The organism is Streptomyces sp. NPDC006463 (assembly GCF_042870715.1).
In the GTDB taxonomy this organism is placed as follows: domain Bacteria; phylum Actinomycetota; class Actinomycetes; order Streptomycetales; family Streptomycetaceae; genus Streptomyces.
This window is the reverse complement of sequence record NZ_JBIAHP010000024.1, coordinates 1-18,589: the sequence shown is the minus strand read 5'-3', so window position 1 is coordinate 18,589 and position 18,589 is coordinate 1. Positions and strand designations below refer to the sequence as shown.

13 protein-coding genes are annotated in these 18,589 nt (G+C 74.5%); 2 read left to right on the top strand and 11 right to left on the bottom strand.

The window, feature by feature from the left end; translation table 11 throughout:
• Nucleotides 1-134: 134 nt before the first annotated feature.
• The 11 genes from ACFYOB_RS32810 to ACFYOB_RS32760 all read right to left on the bottom strand — a co-directional run bounded on the left by ACFYOB_RS32810 (nt 135) and on the right by ACFYOB_RS32760 (nt 14,099).
• Nucleotides 135-1,778, bottom strand: a complete 1,644-nt coding sequence (locus ACFYOB_RS32810; protein WP_388566250.1) for a DUF6297 family protein — start codon at nt 1,776-1,778, stop codon at nt 135-137.
• On the bottom strand, nt 1,769-2,488 hold the full coding sequence (locus tag ACFYOB_RS32805) for an ABC transporter ATP-binding protein (protein WP_388566247.1): 720 nt from the start codon (nt 2,486-2,488) through the stop codon (nt 1,769-1,771). The genes ACFYOB_RS32810 and ACFYOB_RS32805 overlap by 10 nt, the downstream gene beginning before the upstream one ends.
• Nucleotides 2,485-3,483 carry a thiopeptide-type bacteriocin biosynthesis protein gene (locus ACFYOB_RS32800; protein ID WP_388566244.1) on the bottom strand — a complete coding sequence of 333 codons (999 nt, stop codon included), beginning with the start codon at nt 3,481-3,483 and terminating at the stop codon, nt 2,485-2,487. The genes ACFYOB_RS32805 and ACFYOB_RS32800 overlap by 4 nt, the downstream gene beginning before the upstream one ends.
• On the bottom strand, nt 3,480-4,868 hold the full coding sequence (locus tag ACFYOB_RS32795) for a hypothetical protein (protein ID WP_388566241.1): 1,389 nt from the start codon (nt 4,866-4,868) through the stop codon (nt 3,480-3,482). Before ACFYOB_RS32795 ends, ACFYOB_RS32800 begins: the two co-directional genes overlap by 4 nt.
• Before the next feature lie 49 nt (nt 4,869-4,917).
• Nucleotides 4,918-6,867 carry a YcaO-like family protein gene (locus tag ACFYOB_RS32790; protein ID WP_388566239.1) on the bottom strand — a complete coding sequence of 650 codons (1,950 nt, stop codon included), beginning with the start codon at nt 6,865-6,867 and terminating at the stop codon, nt 4,918-4,920.
• Nucleotides 6,864-8,387 (bottom strand): hypothetical protein, encoded by a 1,524-nt coding sequence (locus ACFYOB_RS32785; RefSeq protein WP_388566236.1) that lies wholly within the window; start codon nt 8,385-8,387, stop codon nt 6,864-6,866. Before ACFYOB_RS32785 ends, ACFYOB_RS32790 begins: the two co-directional genes overlap by 4 nt.
• 1 nt (nt 8,388) lies before the next feature.
• Complete coding sequence (locus ACFYOB_RS32780) at nt 8,389-9,402, bottom strand: lantibiotic dehydratase C-terminal domain-containing protein (RefSeq protein WP_388566233.1); 1,014 nt, start codon at nt 9,400-9,402, stop codon at nt 8,389-8,391.
• Nucleotides 9,396-11,858 (bottom strand): lantibiotic dehydratase, encoded by a 2,463-nt coding sequence (locus ACFYOB_RS32775; RefSeq protein WP_388566230.1) that lies wholly within the window; start codon nt 11,856-11,858, stop codon nt 9,396-9,398. Before ACFYOB_RS32775 ends, ACFYOB_RS32780 begins: the two co-directional genes overlap by 7 nt.
• Nucleotides 11,859-12,044: 186 nt before the next feature.
• The gene (locus tag ACFYOB_RS32770) at nt 12,045-12,197 is read right to left on the bottom strand and encodes a thiazolylpeptide-type bacteriocin (RefSeq protein WP_280918985.1); all 153 of its coding nucleotides are present in this window, start codon (nt 12,195-12,197) and stop codon (nt 12,045-12,047) included.
• 580 nt (nt 12,198-12,777) lie between these two features.
• A complete protein-coding gene (locus tag ACFYOB_RS32765) occupies nt 12,778-13,740 on the bottom strand; it encodes a hypothetical protein (protein ID WP_388566227.1) in 963 nt (320 codons plus the stop codon).
• A 2-nt stretch (nt 13,741-13,742) separates the two neighbouring features.
• Nucleotides 13,743-14,099: a hypothetical protein gene (locus tag ACFYOB_RS32760; protein ID WP_388566224.1), complete on the bottom strand. Its 357-nt coding sequence runs from the start codon at nt 14,097-14,099 to the stop codon at nt 13,743-13,745.
• A gap of 49 nt (nt 14,100-14,148) precedes the next feature.
• On the opposite strand from ACFYOB_RS32760, the gene ACFYOB_RS32755 reads away from it, so the two are divergent.
• Both ACFYOB_RS32755 and ACFYOB_RS32750 read left to right on the top strand, forming a co-directional pair.
• Nucleotides 14,149-16,995 carry a CHAT domain-containing protein gene (locus ACFYOB_RS32755; RefSeq protein ID WP_388566221.1) on the top strand — a complete coding sequence of 949 codons (2,847 nt, stop codon included), beginning with the start codon at nt 14,149-14,151 and terminating at the stop codon, nt 16,993-16,995.
• Between the two features lie 85 nt (nt 16,996-17,080).
• Entirely contained in the window at nt 17,081-18,427 is a 1,347-nt protein-coding gene (locus ACFYOB_RS32750; RefSeq protein ID WP_388566218.1) for a tetratricopeptide repeat protein, read from the top strand.
• Nucleotides 18,428-18,589 lie beyond the last annotated feature (162 nt).

The window sequence follows — 18,589 nt, the reverse complement described above, 5'->3', positions numbered from 1 at the left end:
GCCCGGGGCGGCCCTGCGCGTAGGCGGAGAGCAGTGTTCCGCGGCCGCCCGAGTCGGCGGACCCGGCCTGACGCGCCCCGTCCGGTGGTGGCGATGCGCGGCAAGGCGGTGAACCGCCCCCGGTTCAGGGCCGTTCAGGACAGGTCACGCGCCTGGCGGCTGACGCGGTGGGCCGACCAGGCGAGCACCGCGGCCGAGCGGGCGGCGAGCCACAGGATCGCGGCGCCGTCCGAGGCGCCGGGCGCGGCGGACACCGTGTGCCACAGCCACGGGGCGATGACGAAGCCGGCCGCCAGGGCCGGGGCGAGCCGCCACAGGACGAAGGGCACCGCGGCGTACCAGTCGAGAGACAGGGCCAGCAGGTCGTATCGGGGCGCGCCCCGATAGGCGCCGACCAGCGTGCTGCCGACGAGCGACGGTCCCGCCAGGAGCAGGGCCGTCGCGTAGGCGCTGAGGTCACCGGTGGGCATGCCTGGGAGGTGGGCGACCGACCAGGTCACCGCGGCCGCCGCCCACAGCAGGAGCACGGGTACCGCCAGGTGTCCGACCGCGAGCACACCGGGCGGGAAGGGCAGCAGCAGGGCGCGCCGTGGCCGGTCGGTGTCCTGGTAGGCGGGCTCGGCCAGAGCGACCGCCGCCAGGTAGAGGGGCACGACCAGGATCAGGCCCATCGCCGCGGACCGGAGCGGCCCGACCGGACCGTGGGAGCTTTCGGTGAGCCATCGGGCGAGCAGGTGGGTCGCGGTGGCGCCGGCGACCAGGGCCGCGAGGGACGCGATCAGCCGCCCGGGGTGGCGCAGGAGCACGACGGCGTCCCGCCACACGATCACCGCCCACCGGGACCGCGGCATGCGCAGGCGGCCGCGTCGCCGTCCAGCGGACTGCAGGACGAGCGTCAGCGCGCGCAGGTCCAGCAGGGTCGCGCCCTGGGCTGCCTGGCGGCTGGTGCGGCTGCGCAGGAGCAACTCGGCCGTCGGGATGGCCGCAGCCGCTCCGAAGGCCGCCCGCAGCGCGACGGCCGCGCAGAGCAAGAGGGCACCGAGCGCCACCGACCAGGCGAGCAGGTCCCCTTGGGCCGCGCCGGCCGTCGCCCAAGCCGCCCACCCCCCGGGCCCGCACAGGGCGGCCAGTGGGGTGACGGAGGGAACGGCCGGACCGACGAAGACGATCGCGCAGCCGACGACGGCCGAACAGGTGCCGAGGGCGCGGGCCCGCCCGGCCAGGTCCGGCCGGACCTCGATCAGCGTCCCCACGGCCACCGCGAGCCAGGCCAGGGCCAGATGCGCACCGAGGGCCACGGGCAGGGCGGTGAACCGCGGGCGGCCTTCGAGCAGCAGCGCGAGGGCGGCCGTCAGGGTGCCGGTGAGCAGACCCACGACGGTGGCGACGACCACGGCGCGTGCCAGGCGGGGGCGCAGCAGCCGTCCCCGGTCGCCGGGCAGCGGCAGCAGCCAGGTGATCTCGGCCGTGCCCAGCAGTACCGGGCCCAGTCGTATGCATGTGGCCGCTTGGCCCGCCCACAGCAGCAGACCCGAGGCGACGAGGACGGCACGGGTGGCGGCGCCTCCGGGGGTGCCGAGGGCCTGGCCGATGGCGGGGGCCGTCCGTACCAGACCGGCGAGCACCACGACGGTCGAGACGGCGACGCACACCCACGACCACACGTCGTCGAAACGCGGCCGTCCCGAACCGCGTGCCCGCCGAGCACGTGCCATCTGTGCCATGGCATCGGCGGTGGCGTTCTCCTCGTCCCTCGCGAGGCCGGTGGTCACCGCCATGGCGACGCCACCGCCGCACCGGTGACTTCGGCAGGCGTGCCGAGGGCGGCGACGCGTCCCCGGTCCAGGAGCAGGACCCGGTCGGCGGCCTCCTCCACGGTCGCCCGGTCGTGCGACGCCAGCAGGACCGCCGTGCCGACCGCCTTCGCTGCCCGCAGTGCGGTGGCGAGTCGGCGCCGGGCGCCGGTGTCCAGTCTCTGTTCGGGCTCGTCCACGACGATCAGACGGGCCGGACGCACCAGGACCGCGGCGAGCAGAAGCATCTGGCGCTGTCCCGCAGACAACGCGTCGGGGAACGCGTCGGTCCGGTGGTCCAGTCCGAGTTCCGCGAGCACCCGCTCCGTGGCGGACCCGGCGTCCTTGCCCATGCCGTGCGCGGTGGCGACCATGCGGATGTGCTCACCGACCGTCAGGTCGGGAAAGCACTCGGCCCCGTCGAGCAGCAGCGCGACGTCGCGCCGGAAGGCGGCGTCCGCCTCGCGCGGTGGTCGATCGGCGAAGAACACCTCACCTTCGTCGGCTTGTTGCCGGCCGACGCAGACGCGCAGCAGCGTCGACTTGCCGGAGCCGTTGGCGCCGGCGAGGGCCAGGCAGTGGCCCGCTCGCAGATCCAGGTTCACGTCGTCGAGCACGATCTCGTCGCCGTAGGCGATGTGAATGCCGGTGGCCCGCAGCACGGCCGCCGGACCGGTGTCCGCCTCATCGCTCATGTCCGGTCGCCTTCATGCCCGTTCGCCCGTCCGGCCGCTTCCCGTTGCGCGGCGCAGAGCCCAGCGGCCGCCTCCGCCAAAATATATTCATCGTGCACGAATATACCCAGGCGGTTCAGCGTCATGTGGGTGTGGGAGACGATCAGGCCGGGCGTGGCGTCGTCGCCCAGGGAAGCGGTCGCGAGCGGCAGCGCCGTGGCCAGGGAGCGCGCCCACGGGGACACCGCGGACGTACGCCCCGCCAGCGCGGTCGCGCTCACCTTGGCGCGTCCCGTGAGCACTCCGGCCCAGTCGGCCGCTCTGCGGGCCAGTTCCCCCGCCGGGAAGACCTCCCGGGGAGCGGACCGGGACCAGCCGCGCCAGTAGGCGGCGTGCAGCCTCAGCTGGCGCTCGACCGGGTCACCGGACGACTCCGGCCGTGGGGCGAGGGCTGCGGCCTTGAGGAGGACCTCAAGGCCCAGCAGCCTCAGCCGGAGCTCGTCCAGAGCGGATCCGGCGGCGCGCAGGGACAGTTGGCTGGACAGCATGAAGGATTCCTCGGCCGCCTCCAGTGCCGGCCCGGTTCCGTAGCGTGCGGTCTCCGGTTCGTAGAGCGCCGGATGGACACCCGGCGCGAGCACGGTGGCCGCCACCCTGCGGTCCACCGTCGGGTCGCTCGCCGTGGAGGCGGCGGCGAGGTCTCCCACCGAACGCAGGTAGTCCTGTGGGGCGTGGCCGTCCTGCGGCAGGTCGGCGAAGGCCTGCCGCACCGCCGCGTCCAGGTCGGCCGACCGCGTACCGGGCTGCGGCAGGAGCCGCAGGCGCAGGTGCGGGCCGCCCTCCCAGTAGCGGATGAAGAACCAGCGGCGCAGCAGGCCCGCCTCGTGCAGCGGCGTGATGAGGGCCGGCAGGTTCTCCCGCACCAGCGGGGAGAGACGGTCGGTTCCCAGGCCGTCCGCCGGCACGTGGACGTGCCAGGACAGCCAACCGGCGGCGTTGGGGCGCGGTGCGTTCACGACGCACCGCCCTGCGCGCCGGACGGGGACGGGCAGCGTCGTACGTCCAGCGCCGGTTCGGTGAACCGGTTCGGTCCGCAGGCGAGTTGGTACACCGGCACCTGTGCCGCGTCGAGCCCCAGGGCCTCGGCGGCGCCCTCACCGTCGTAGCTGCGCAGTGGACGCGCGAACAGGCCGTGCGCGGCCATCGCGTACGACAGGTGCTGCGCCGTCCAGCCGGTCGCGGCCAGCAGGTCGGCGGCGAGCCGCGGAGCGGGCGCCCGCGAAGTCCCGCAGGCCTGCTCCAGGTCCACGGTGAACATCCAGACCAGGTTGCAGGCGTCGAGTTCGAAGGCGAGGCCGGGGGCGGCGCCTGAGTCGATGAGGAGGGCTCCGCGCGCAGGCTCCAGGCCGCCCACGCGCAGGGCCGACCCGTCGAAGTGGACCCGGTGGCAGCCGTCCGCCACGCCCTCGACGCCGCGTACCCAGCAGTACAGCCCGAGGGCGGAGCGGGCGGTCAGCAGTGGCCCGAGGCCTCGGGAGCAGGCCACGAGCGTGTCCAGCGCGTCCCGCCAGAGCGCCGCCGGAGCCGGCCGGTGCGCGCCGGTGAAACCGGATACGCCGCGCGGCACGCGACCGCTGTTCCGGTTCCAGACCACGTCGTTCCAGGTCGGGGCGGGAACGGACGGAACGGACGTGCGGGGCGCCGTGGACGGCGCGTCCTGGTCGTCCGCCATCAGGTAGCCGGGCAGCGCGGGCTCCGGCAACGTGGCCGCCCACGCCGGAACGACCTCGGCCGGTCCTGCGACCGTCAGAGGACGACCGAGCGCGCGGCCCAGCAGCGCCGCCGAGGCCAGCACGTGCCCCGTCTCCAGGCCGGCCAGCACCGGACGCAGCGGTCCGTAGAACGACGGCAACGCGGACAGCAGCGAAAACGTCTCGATGAAGTCCCCCGCGCGGCCCGCCGAGGCGGGCACTTCGAGCGATCCGCCCGCCTCCGGCAGCAGGAAACGCGCGACGCCCGACTCCTGGGCCACCAGCCGGACGGAGAACTTCGAGCGGGCCGAAGGGTAGGCGCGGTGCTCGCTGTACGGGTTGTCGGCTTCGAAGCGCACCGGCGCGCAGACCGTGGCGGCGAGCTCGTGCAGCGGGACGCCGGCCGGCGGAGCGGCAGCCGGCCAGCGCGTCCGCTCCAGCAGGTCCCAGCGGGCGGGCATCCCCGTGCGGGCGGGGCCGGGGCCACCTCCGTCGGCGAGCGCGGCCACCGCGGCGCGCACCCTTTGCCGCTCGGGCCGGGCCTCGGGGTCCACCCGGGTGTCACCGGAGGGGGCGGCGCCGAGGATCGCGCGGAGTTCGGCCGCGCGGGCGGGAGCCGGTGAGCCGGCGGGGGCAGAGGGAACGACCACGGACGGCAGCCACTTCTTTCGTAGGACGGACACGGCACGTACGCGCCGGTCAGGGGAACGGATGGACGGTGAGCCGTTCCAGGGACGAGCCCTCCGGCCCCCTCGCCGCCGACAGCCGAGGCAGGCCGAGGACACGCTGGTGGGCGAAGCCGAAGGTCAGCGGGACGGAACCGGGCACGAGCACGCGTACGGACCGAAGGCCCGCGGCGTCGTGCTCGCGGCCCGTCTGGTCCACGACGAGCACCTCGTCCATGCCCGCCGCCGCCAGCAGGTCCAGCATGGTCGCGCGTGCCTGCGCCAGGGTCCGCGCGCCGCGCAGCGGCGACGAGGGGAAGGCCTCGGCCAGGGGCAGCGACGGGCCGTCGAGATAGGGCTCGAAGGCGTCCGCCGCCTCGGGGACGGCGTACCACTGGATGTGGTCGTCGAGCCCCGTCACGTTCCAGCGGTCGGCGCGCAGCCGACGGGCGCGCTGCGGATCCGGGGCGACGACGTCCCCGAGCACCAGCGGCGCCAGTTCGGAGACCGCCGCACGCACGGCCTTGGCCGGGTCGGGATGTGCGGCCGCCGTCGTGAGGCTGTACTTGTCCGCGGAACCGGGATTGAGTGCCAGGGCCCACACCGCCGGCACGGGCACGTCCCGGGTGAGGACCAGCAGGTGCACGTCGTAGCCGACGGCGCGCATCGCGGCGCGCAGTTCGAGGCTCGTGGGGTCGTCGACCGAGGACCAGTCGATCCGCGGCACGGGCCGCCCGCCCCACCAGGTCAGCAGGAAGGCGTCCCGCTCGACGACTTCCAGCAGGGCGTGCAGCGCCGCCTCGTCGAGGCTCGCGCCCAGCGCGCAGCCGTTGGAGGACTCGTACAGCACGCGGCCCCAGGTTCGGCCCGGCCGCGGCTCCGGGTGCACGTGGTACGAGCCCGCCTCCAGCGGGACCCAGCAGTCCTCGGTGGTACCCCACACCCGTGCCGGTATCCACCGCAGGACGTCATCGGGGGAGAACGGGTCGACCCGGCAAGAAGGGTGCGCGTACTGCTCCGGCGCGAGGACCCCGAGCCGGCGGGGGTCCAGCGCCCGGCCCGGCAGCGCGTGGTAGGCGCTGTGCAGGGGTCGGGCGGCACGCACCACCGCTTCCGAGCCCGACCGTTCGAGACGCTCCAGCAGCGCCAGTCGGGAGGCCGCCTCGATGGTGCGGCCGCGGCCGTAACCCGCCGCCTCGGAGGCCTTGCCGTCCCGCGCGTGTACGGCGGCCACCAGTGAGGCGGGGCTGTCGGGGACCGACTGGAGGCCCACGACCGGGCCGTAGCGGCCGTCCACGAGGAGACCGGTCAGTGTCCGCAGCGCGAGGTCGGGGCCGGGTACCTGCCGCAGGTCCGCGTCGAGGCCGAGGTCGAGGTCGAGCTCCGTGTCCGCACCGGGGGCGGGGTACGGGTCCGCACCGGGGCCGGGGCCGGGGCCGGGGTACGGGGTGCGCTCCCCGTCGGTGGCCCGCCGGTCCGCGTCGGGGGCCGCGTCAGAACCCGCGCCGTCCGGCAGGTCGCACGCCGGACAGCCGGTCTGCTGCGCCACCCGGTGCCGTGAGCTGCCGTGGGAGGACACCAGTACCGTGCCGCCCGGCCCCAGCGGCTCCCGTTCGGCCAGGGTGATCGCGGCGGCCAACGCGTAACCGGCCGCCTCCGCCTGCCCGGCGCCCGCGTCCAGCCTGCGCGGCGGTTCGCTGATGCCCCTGGTCCGCAGGTGGGCGGCCACCTGGCACAGCGGGCAGCCGCCCGGCGCGCCCCGCTGCCACCGCGGCCCGATCTCGACCCCGTTGCCCCACAGGCGTACGGGCAGCAGGGGCAGTCCCGATGCGGTGGCCTCCGCCATCCGCTCCTGCTCCCAGGCGGCGTCGTGCCCTGTGATCACCATGACCAGGGCACCCTGGCCGGAGGCGAATTCCTCCAGCAGGTCCGTGCCCCGCTGCGACGTCCGGCACGCGTCGTGGACCGCGAGCAGCGCCGTCATCGCCCACCTCGCGGGACCCGTACCAGCGTCCCGCGCACCAGCGGGAAGGCACCCAGCAGCACATCAGGCTCCGCAGGGTGGAACTCGCACGCGTACCCGACGAGGCCGGCCGCGACGGCCCGGACATCGGGAACCCGGTCCGCCACGTCCTCGGTGATGCGGCAGTCCACGCTGAGTGATGACGACAACTGTGCCTCGCTAGCGCCTAGTTGAGCGCGCGCTCGGGCGCCGGCGACCGCCGCCGCCAGCGCCGCGGACCGGTCCTGTCCCCAGGCTCCGGCCGGCCAGGCGACCGCCCCGCCGCCGCTGCCTTCCCCATCGGCGGCGGGGCGGTACTCCACCTCCGCGAACACCAGCCCCTGCACCGGCTCGTGTACCCGGTGGCGCCAGGACGCGCCGTCCTGTGCGAACCCGTCGAGCCCGCCCGCTGCCCACTGCGGTCCGGCGTGGCCCAGCCGCTCCGCCGCGAGCCGCAGTGCCGCGTCGAGCAGCGCCGCGTCCGGCGTCGCGCCCGCTCCGGCAGCCGGATCGCCGCCGCGCAGGAACGTCCGCAGCGCCTCGTGGTCGGCCTCTGCCCGGGTGCGGCCCCAGCCCGCGGCCTGCGCGGCGTCGGGAAGCCCCGGACCCGGTACCACGCGGCTCAGGCACAGCGGCAGCTGCGGCCAGTCGCCAGGGGTGTCGAGGCGGTGGCAGCCGACCAGTTCGGTCGCGTCGGGGCCGCTCGCTGCGGGGCCGGCAGCGGGCTCCCGAGCAGGACGCAGCTCCAGCGAACGCCAGCCCAGCGGGCGGGAGTCCACGACGTGCACGGTGTGCACGGCGTCGTCGCCCAGCCCGGCGAGCTCCCGGAAGCACTGCTCGGCGGCGAGCTGCGCGGCGAGGTCCGCCGCCACCGCATCCGGTACCGCCGACGCGGCGGTCGGCGGCGACGAGGCGGTGAGGCGGGCGCGCAGAGCGGCCAGCCGCGCGGGATCGTCGAGACCGGAGGAGGCGATCCACAGCCGGTTCCCGGCGGCTTCCAGGCGCACGGACAGCCCCGGCTGGGTGAGGGTCAGCTCCCACTCTCCCGCGCCCGGCGCGCGCTCCTCGGGTGCGGTCGTCGCGGTCACACCCCGTCCGGCGAGGGCCGCCCGAGCCACCTCCGCCAGACGCTCCGGGCCCGTGACCGTGACCCGGGCCGCCACGAGCGCCCGCAGCGCGTCCTGGGGCCGGTCGCTGTAGCTCTCCACATACGCCACCGCGGCCGCCGGCACACCCGAAGGCACGTCGTACGCGTCCACCAGCGCGCCGTGATCGCGCAACTGGGCCACCACCCGTTCGATGAACGGCGCCGCCTTGGGGTTGCCGGCGGCAGCCACCAGATCGGCGGTCGTACGGGGCTCCTCCAGCGCCCTGATCCACGCACAGGCCGGCTCGACCAGGGGCGGGGGAAGTTTGAGCGTGAAGGATTCGCGCGGCGTCTGGACGAACACGCCGCCCGCGAAGGCCCCGTAGACGGTGCTGGGGCGGAGTTTCACGAGCATGTCAGACGGGCCTCGCTTTGAGTCGGTCCTGCCACGGCTCGCCGAGTCGCGTGTCGACGGCGTTGGCCAGGCAGTGGCAGTAGAGGTAGCGGTTGAGGGGGGTGACGCCGATCCATTGCAGGGCCTCGTACAGCCAGTTCACGACGGTCCGGAAGGCGGCGAAACCGTCCGGTGCGTGCTCGGCGAAGCCCAGGTCGGCCAGGCGCTGGTGGAAGGGGCTCGGCGGGCGCCCGGTCGCGGGGCCTCGCCCCGCGGGGGCGAGGAGGGCGTCGAGGTCCGCGCGCAGCGCCGGATCGCCCAGGTCCTCCAGGGCGGTCCGGCACACCGTGTAGCCGGGAAGCTCCTCCGGCCGGCTCAGCGCCATGTCCACCAGCAGGTCGGTTCGCGGCCGGTGGCGCTCTGCCGCCTCGGTGAAGCGCGCCCGCAGTTCCTCGCCGTCAGGGCGGGAGGCCAGGAACGCCTCGGCATGGGAGTGGAACGACAGGGAGCCGAACCGCGCGCCACCCGGGTACGCGGCCGCCACGGCCGACATCCACCGCAGGGCGAGACCGGGCGCGCGGGACCGGGCTGTGGTCGCGTCGGAGGTGAGCGCGTCGGGCAGGTCCCGGACCAGCCCGCTGAGGAACCGGTGCCGTACGGTCTCCAGCGGGGTGACGGCGGCGTGATCGGTGGTGACGGCCACGGCTGCGTGCGGCTCTGGCAGGGGCTGGCGGACCTCGGCGCCCTCGGCCCGTGCCAGTGCGCGCACGCGCCGGCGGTACTCCTCGGGCGACCAGGCGGTGCCCGTTCCGGCAGCCGCGGCCAGCCGCTCGCGGACGGCCGTCAGAGCGGTCGGCGCGGGCTCCCCGTACCCCAGGTGCAGCGCGAGGTGCGGGCCGCCGTCCCAGTGCCGGGTGGGGAAGCACACGGTCAGGGCACGCTCATCGGCGAGCTGCGCGAGGAGGGGCAGCACTCCGGCGGTGAGCAGGGGGAAGGGGTCCGTCCGGTAGTCGTGGACCCGTACCGTAGTCAGCATCCCGGCTCCTGTTCCGCGTTCGCGCCCGCGTCCGCCTCCGCCTGTGCCTCCGCCGCGTCGAACTCGTAGACCGCCTCGCGGACGGATCGGCCGGGGAGCGGCTCGGGCAGGCACTCCTCCAGGTACGGGTGGGTGAAGTCGGCGGCGTCCTTGGCGAACGAAGCCAGGCCCAGTGCGCCGGCAGTGTCCACGAACCGCGGCTTGGGCTGGGGTGCGGGGCGCGTCGTGACATCCGGTACGAGCGCCTCGCCTCGCTGCCAGGCCGGCAGCTGTTTGACGAAGAACCGTGCGGGTACGCCGTGTTCGGCCAGCACCCGGACCAGCCGGTGCAGGTCGTCGGCCGTGCCGCGATGCGCCCCCGTCAGCACGTCGGTGTCCGGGAGGTACCAGCGGCGCCGCTGGAGCACCAGATCCCCGTAGAGCAGGCGGGGCACCGCCACGACACCGTCAGGGCCGGGCCGGGCGCTCTCGCGGAAGAAGTGGTCGTAGGCACAGCTGATCGCACCGCCACCCTGGAGCCACAGCACGATCCGGCTGGGCGCGGGCAGCAGGTCCCACCGGGTCGAGGTGATGGTCATCGGGCGCAGGCCGCGCGGGGTGTGCCAGCCGAGACGGCCGGGGGATCCGTCATCCACGAGGAAAGTACCCGACCAGTCGGCCGGTTCCATGGTCTCGTCCAGGAGCCGGGGGTGGCAGCCGGTGTTGAAGCCGTGTGCGGCACGGTCCTCGGCCACTCCCGGGCCCAGGACGCGCCGAAGCCGTCGGCGCAACCGGTCGGTGGCGTCGCCGCCCGCGGCCCCGTCCAGCCGCAGGAAGCGCGATGCGGTGGCGCCGTATCCGCCGAAGCAGCTGTTGACCACCCAGGTCCCCGCCGCGTGCTGCGCCATCAGGGCGTAGGAGGTGCTCTCTTCGTCCAGCCAGGCGGGCAGGTTCGCGGTCCACGTGCGGACGAGCTCCTCCCCGAGGACGGCGTCGACGCCGTCGCCCGTGGCGGAGGCCGACGCCAGTACCTGGGCCGTGTCTGCCAGGACCCGGTGCCGGAACCCCCACAGGTCGGCCATGGCCGCCTGGGTGTCCGGGTCGGGCAGCGCCTGGCCGGCCGCCGCCGCGGTGGCGAGCCGGGCAGCTTCCTCGGCCAGGCCCTCGGCCTCGTCCAGCAGCCGGACCTTCCCGCCGCGTGCGCGGACCGCGGCCTGCAGGGCCAGGCGGAAGTCGGCCTTGAGGTCGAAGGCCCGGAGCACGGGCAGCAGCTCCACGGCGGAACGCAGCGAGGCCGCTGGGCGCGGGGCGGCCGGCAGGGTGGCGACGGCGTCCTCGTACACCTGGGGGGCCAGCGCGTCCGCGTGGGGCAGCCTGGCGGCCGCCGTGCGCAGACGCCCGTGCAGATCGGGCCGTGTCGTCACGTCGTCCAAGGCCAGGCGATCGGCCACCTCGGCCATCTCCGCCACCACGCTGCGCAGTCCGCCGCCGTCGGGCAGCGCTTCGAGGCAGGCACGCAGGAAGTCCGGGTCCTGGTCGTCCACCGCCAGGGCGGGGGCCAGCAGGCCGGCTCCGAGCGCGGCGCGCATCACTTGCCGGGCCCGGCCGGGCGGGCAGTCCAGTGCGGTGGCGAGGGTGTCCACGAGCGTCGCCCAGTCGTGTACGCCGAAGCGGGCGGCGGCCACCAGCTCGGTCAGTTCACGGCCGCGGCGAAGGGTCACCTTGCGGGGCCTGGGGTGCGCCGGCGTGATGGCCATGAAGGCCAGCTCCGAGGGCCCGGCGGTCAACAGGGGGGCGAGTCGTACGTGTCCGGGAGCGTCGGCGTCGGCTTCGAGGCCCGCTTCGAGGGCGGACAGCAGTGCGCCGCGCTGGACATCCACGCCGCGCAGGAGTTCCGACGGCGGCGCGGCCTCCCAGCGTGCTGTGCCGTCCGCTGTGGCGTCGTCGGGTAGGGCGGAGTGTGCGACGGCGGTGAAGCGTGACCGCGGGCTCGTACGGGTCATGCCGCGCAGGACGTACGCGGTGATGCGGGGTTCTGATTTGCGGTCGGCCCGGTCCACGGAGCCCCGGCCGGCGGCGTAGCGGCGTACGGCGGCACCCATGTCGGGGCTCACAAGTTCGATGGAGGAAGACAGTGCGGGGTCTGCGCACAAGCCGCTCAGGACGAGTCGCTCATGGATCAGTGCGTGCTCGCGTTCGCGCGTCACGGAGAGCAGGAGGCTCCGGTAGGCGCGTGCCGCCGCGGCCCAGCGGTGCACGGCCGGTACCGGGCCGATCGCGTCCGCCGCCGGTCCGGTCGGCGGGGTCAGCGGCTTGTCCCGGATCCTGCGCCGCATCCGCAGGCAGGCGACACGGGCCTCGTCCTGCTCTTGCCCCGTACGGGCCTCCAGCTCGGCGTCCGCCTCGCGGGCAGCGGCTAGGGTCTGGGCGGCCGCGGTGAGCAGCCGGTCCCAGGCGGCCGCTGCCGGTGGGCTCACCAGGGGCGTGTAAGGCATGGGGTTGACCCGTGTAGTGGCCGTTTCGGCCATGACGAATCGCCGCGATCGCCGCATGCAGGCGGTGCCCTTCTTGCTTGCTCGACGTGGCCGCCCTTGGCGGCCGGCCGTTTTCCGTTCCGTGCCGTCCGGTACGCCGGAGGCCGCCGTGCGGCCCCCGGCGACGGATCAGCTGCTGCTGCTGCAGCAGGAGCAGCTGGCGCGGCAGCAAGAAGCGCCGTCAGAAGCCCCCATCACCGGAAGACCAGTGGTGTCGGGAACGTCTTCCACGGAGATTTCCTCAAGAGAGAACTCTTCGAAATCGATGTCGAGCGCGTTCATAACGCCTCCCTTTCGTCGGTCGGCCGGACACGTCAGAGGTTGTCGACGCCCGGCCGAATGACCAGAACTGGTGGGTACATTTCGATCGTATGAACGGTTGATCAGAACGTTCCAGCCTGCTTTCGGCCACTCCTGACGCCCGGCTCCACCCCGCCAGCGGGCGGCCGGACCGAGGCGGACATCCCTGAGTCCATGCGGGACAACGGCGGTCGACGACACGTCGTTTGGCCGGAAAAAACGCATTGCCCCGGACAGGCGAATATGTCGCGCCTGTCTCCTCGGGGATCCGGTGCAGGCCCCGTGTTCCAGGCGCCGGCCGGCGGGCGGCCGTCGTCTCCTGCCGGCTCCGGTCCGACCGGACCTGTTCGGAGGTCGTGGCCTCCCGGGGGTCAGGTGGCGGAGATCGTCTTGCCCCCGGCCGCGAATTGGCAGGTGCAGCCAGAGCGTGGAGAGGCCCGGGGGAGCGGTCTACCCGCCCTCCGTCACCGCAGCCTGAGCCTCCGTCATGGCTTCATTGCGGCAGACCTGCCACGCCCGGCGGGTGGCGTACGGGAGGCGTGGCGGGTCCTGCGCCGGGCGGTCAGGCTCCCTTGCGGAGGATTCGGGTGATCTCCAGGCCTTCGGCGGTGGTGAGTCGCTCCTCGCACGGAACGCCGAGGGCGTTCGCCAGATCCCGGCCGTGCAGGTCGACGGCGGCTTCGACGAGTTCGGCGAACTCGTCGACCGCCAGGCGGCCCTGCCGCCACGCTCCGGCCCAGGTGACGGCGACGATCAGGGCGGCCGGCCACCACCACAGGGCGGGCAGGAGGTAGAGCAGGCCCCAGGCCGCTCGGCGGGCCGCCGCGGTCAGCGCGGCTCGGGCGGCTTGTACGTTCTGGTGCACCGTGTCGGGCAGGAGCAGCCAGAGTCTGGGCCAGGCCGCGGTGAGGTCGATCCGGTACGACTCGTGGACACGGGCATCGGCTGCGATCAACCGGTCGCCCATCCAGGTGGGGCGGGCCGGGCGGGTCAGCGCGATGAGGTTGCGGGCCTCGTTCAACTGCACGGTGTCGACGGCCCCCTCGTTCCGGGGCGTACCGGGGGCGACGTCCTCGTCCGCCTCCGGTACGTGCACACCGAGGGGGTCGGCGGCCGCCCGCAGGGCCCTGGCGGTCAGCGCCTGACGGTATCGGTCGTCCGCCGTGATCCACCGCCGTACGCGCCGCAGGGTCAGGGCACGGGCGGCCGGCCGCAGCGGCGCCGGCCAGTCACCGAGCCACAGCCGCTCGACTCCGCCCCCCAGCGCGGCGGCGAGCCGGCTGACGCCGGCGGAGGCCGCCAGGACGAGAGCCGCGACCAGGACGACGGAGCCGGGCGAGTGGGCGGCGGGACCGCCGGCCAGGGTGTCGATCCGCCCGGTCAGTCGGCCGTGGTCGAAGGCGTGGCCATGGCCGAGAACCGAGGCCGCCGACATCACGGCGAGGTATAGGAGACCGGGCAGGACGAGCAACGAGAGCCAGGTGTCGGCGAGTTTGCCACCGAGCGTGGCGAGGAACGCGGTCATGCTCAGAGCCGCACCGGGCGCAGCGGCTCACCGTACAGCCGGCACGTCCCACCGCCGTCGAGCGCCACGCGGTCGCAGCGGTCGAGCGGGCACACACGGGCTTCCTCCACGGGGTGCCCGCCGCCCAGGTAGGGGAGCCGGCCCCCTCCGGGGGAACGACGGTCCCCGAGTCCGCGGGCGACCCCGCAACGGCGGAGCAACTCATCGGCTCCGCTGGTCAACTCCGCGGTATCGGCACCCGCTCGCAACTCGGTCAGGATGGCCTCCAGGACCGCCAGCTGTCCCGCCCGGTCCACGACCACACGGATATCGGCGAGCTGCTCGCACAACCGCGCCAGCCGGTGCCTGTGTTCCACCATCCGTCTGCCCCCTCGCTCGGCGCCGTCCCCGCCAAGTACCGTAACCCTTATGGCGGTTGCGGCGCGGGACGAATTGGTGCGGGCTCTCGCCGCCCGTGTCCTGCTGTTCCGGTCGTCCATGGACCGCGACGCCGTACTGGCACCCCAAGCCCTTTGGCAAGTCGGGGAATTGATGCGGCTGGTGACCGATCCCTCCACCGATCCGGAGGCGGTCCGGGCCATTGCCGACCTCCACCTCTGCCGGAGCCTGCTGCTGGGGGAGGAGAAGGGACGCGAGGACGCCGCCATCGCCGCCGCTCTGGCACGGTATGCCGGCCCCGAGGGGGCGTCGGCGGCGGGGGCCGTGGAGACCGTGCGGCGCGTGACCTCGTTGTACGAGGAGGCCTCGGACCGGGTCGCGGCGGCCGAACGCTCCCGGGACACCGCGCTGTTGGAGCTGGCCCTCCGGGCGGCCCGGGCCGCGGTCGACGGGACCCCCGTGCATGCCCGGCCGCTCAGAGCGTCCACCCTGGCCCTGTGGGGTCGGGCCCTGCGGCTTCGGTACGAGCGCGAAGGCGACCCGCGGGACCTCGGCGACGCCATCTCCGCGCTGCGCGAGGCCGAGACCGGAGCGGGCAGCGGTCACCCCGACCGGGCGGCCGTCCTGTCGGGCCTCTGCGCCGCACTGCGCGAACGCCACGAGCGCACGGGGGCGCTGGAGGACCTGCTGGAGGCGGTACGGGTGGCCCGCGCGGCCGTGGAGGCGGGCGGCGAAACCGACCGCGGGGGCCGGCTCCACAATCTCGGTCTGGCACTCCGGGTGCGCCATGAACGCACGGGCGACCCGTCGGACCTGGCGGAGGCCGTCTCCGCACACCGTGAGGCCGTCGCGCTCACCCCGCCGGGCCACCGCGACCACTCCCTACTCCAGCAGGGCCTGGCCGGCGCGCTCCGCGTACGATTCGAACTCACTGCCGACGAAGAGGATTTCCGGGCGCGCGTCGACGCCCTCGAGGCGGCGGTCGGGGCGGCAGCGGCACACGACGCCCGCGGCGCGGGACCGGCCGACGCGGGACTGGACGGCGCGGGACCGGCCGACGCGGAACTGGACGGGCTGGGACCGTGGCCCGGCGCCGTGCTCAACCTGGCCTCCGCGCTGTGCGAACGGTATGAGCTGACCCCCCGGGACAGCGACGTGGCCCGCGCCGAGCAGCTGCTGCGCGCCGCGGAGGCCGCAGTGCCCGCTGGGCACCCGCTCCAGGCCGCGATCCAGTACCAGCTCGGCCGCATGCTGGCCACTCGCGACCGCCCCGGAGCGGCGGCCTGTCTGCGGACCGCCGCCTTCCATCCCGTCGCCGCGCCCCGGCTGCGGCTGCGGGCGGCCCACGCCTGGGGTCTGGGAGCGATGCAGGCGGGGCTCCCGCAAGAGGCCGTCACCGCCTACGCACAGGCGGTCGCCCAGCTGCCCGCCCTGGTGCCCCGCCACCTGGCCCCCGCCGATGCCGAGCAGGCGCTCTCCGAAACCCGCGGGCTGGCAAGTGACGCCGCGGCCTGCGCGCTCGCCGCCGGGGACGCCATGGGGGCGCTCGGTCTGCTGGAGCTGGGGCGCGGCGTGCTGCTCGGACAGGGTATGAAACACCACGACGACTTGGCCGAACTGCGGCCCCACGCGCCGGAGACGGCCGACCGCCTCGCGTGGCTGCGCACCCGACTCGACGTCGTCGGCGGTGCGGGGACGTCCGACGAGCGTCATGCCCTGGCGGCCGAGTGGGATTGCCTCCTCGCCGAGGTCCGGGCCAGGGACGGCTTCGAGGACTTCCTGCGGCCACCGCGCCCTGCCAGGCTGTTGCCGCACGGCGCACACGGCCCCGTCGTTCTCGCCAACGTGAGCCGCTTCCGCTGCGACGCCCTGGTGATCGATACCGGGGGCCTGCGCGTCGTACCGCTTCCCCGCCTGACCCTGGCCGAGGTGGTCGACCGTGCGGCGGCCTTCCTCGGCGCTCTCGGCCGGCTCGACGAACCGGACGGCGCAGATCTCACGGCCCAGGTGTCCGACGAGGACGAGATCGATGGGCACCTCGGATGGTTGTGGGACCGCCTGACCGGTCCGGTGCTCGACGCCCTGGGCATCACCGGCACGTCCGGTACCGAGCCTCCTCGCGTGTGGTGGATTCCCACCGGGCCGCTGACCTTCCTCCCGTTGCACGCCGCAGGGCACCACCGAGAGGGGGCCGGACGTACGGTGCTCGACCGGACGGTGCCGTCCTACGCCCCCACCGTGCGCGCCCTCGCGCAGGCCCGCCGCCGCTCGGCGGGCTCCGCGTCCTCCTTCCTGGTGGTAGCCGTGCCGGAGGCACCCGCGGCCCGGCCATTGCCCGGAGCCTCCGAGGAGGCCGCCGTCCTCGCCCGCATGCTGCCCGGAGCACGCCGGCTCACCGGGGAAGCGGCCACCCGGGACGCTGTCGTCGCAGGCCTCGGCGACCACGCCTGGCTGCACTTCTGCGGCCACGGCACCGCCGAACCGGCCACGCCCTCGGGCAGCCGGCTGCTCGTCCACGACCACCTCGACCATCCGCTCACCGTCGCCGGGATCTCCCGCCTCGACCTGCCCGAGGCCGAGCTGGCCTACCTGTCCGCATGTACAACGGCCCGCACCGGATTCACTGTCATGGACGAGGCGCTCCACCTCGCCGGCGCCCTCCAACTCGCGGGATTCCGCCATGTGGTGGGCACTTCGTGGGCCATCGACGACACGGTGGCCGTACGGATCGCCGAGCGGGTGTACGGGGGCCTCGGCGCTCCGCACCCGGTGGCCGACCGCGCCGCGTACGCCGTGCGCGCGGCCGTCCGGGCGATGCGTGACCGGTATCCGACGACCCCTTCGCTCTGGGCGGCCCACATGCACGCCGGACCGTGAACTCATTCGAGCCAAACCTGCTCCGAGCCTCGTACGGGGCGCCCGGAAGGCCACAATGACGGCACGGTGTCGGACGGGGAGGGCCATGAGCGCGTGGTGGAAGAGACGCAGAGAAGGCCGCGGCGGAACGACGGGCCGGGGAGCGGGCGGCCGTCCGGCCACCCGGGACGAACTGATCAGCGCGGCCTACCACCAGGGCCTTCCGATACCGGAAGACCTCGCACGCGAGGGGGCGGAGCTCGGTAACGTCGAGGCGATGACCGTGTACGGCATCGGGCTCGGCAACAGGGGAGCCATGGCCGAAGCGGAAAGCTGGCTCCAGCGGGCGCGAGCGGCGGGTGACCCGATGGCCTCCATGGTGCTGGGCACGATACGTATGGACGGGGGCGACCTCGACGACGCGGAGCGGTACTTCCGACCGGTGGCCGACACCGGCAACGCCATGGCCCGCCAGGCGCTGGAGGAACTGCGGGCCCTACGCGCCGCCGCGGCCCGCACCAGCCCCCCGGAGCCCGCCCAGCCCCCACGGCCCACGCAGGCGCCGACCGTCGGCCCCGCCCCGGCGACCCCGCCAGAGTCCGCCGTCGAATGGGCCGCCCGACAGCTGATGCTCCACCTGGACGACGGCCATCCCCATGTGCACATGGCCATGGCCGTACTCGAGGCCCACGAAGGCCACTGGGGCAAGGCCCGAGCCCATTTCGCCGCCGCGCTGGACTCCGGCGACTCCGACGTCCTGTTCTGGATCTCCCAGATGCACGTGGCCGAGGTCGGCCTCGAAGGAGCGCGCGAGCATGTCCAGCGGGCGGCCGACGCCGGGCATCCGGTGGCCCGGCACACCATGGGAGCGCTGCTTGCGGAGACCGGCGACGTGGAGCGTGCGGAGCGGTACTACCGGCTCGCCGCCGATGCCGGCCACGTGGACTCCTACGTCAACCTCGGCGTCCTGCTGCGCAGGCGCGGCGACCTCGACGGCGCGGAGTCGTACTACCGCAAGGCGATCGAGGCGGGAGACACCGCCGGCATGAACAACCTGGGGAACCTCCTGCGCCAGCGCGGCGACATGGACGGGGCCGAACGCTGGTGGCGCGATGCGGCCGACGCGGGCAACACCGACGCCCTGGTCAGCTACGGTGCCGTCCTCTCCAGTCGCGGCGACTGGGACGGGGCCGAGCGGCTGTGGCGCCGTGCCGGGGCAGAAGGCCACGCCGCTGCGAAGATCAATCTCGCGGAGGCCCTGATGCGCAGGGGGCGTGCGGAGGAGGCCGATCGCTGGGCTCGGTCCGTCGCAGGCTCAGCCGATCCCACTCCTCCCGCCACGGCTCACCCGGACGTGCCCGACCTCGCCGCCGTGGCCGACTGGCTCAGCGTCCCCGCCCGCGCCGGCGACGCCGACGCCCAAGCCGCCCTGGACCTCCTGGACGGCACGTGATCGGCGACGGGTACGGGTAGTCGCCAACGAGGTCGACGGCGGCGGCTTAGAGGTCCTAACAGAAGCCGTTGATCATGTGACCTTCGGTTCGGATGTTCGTTGGTTTGGCCGTGGGGAAACGTCAGTCGCGGCCGTGGATCGTGTCGGATGAACTGTGGTCGC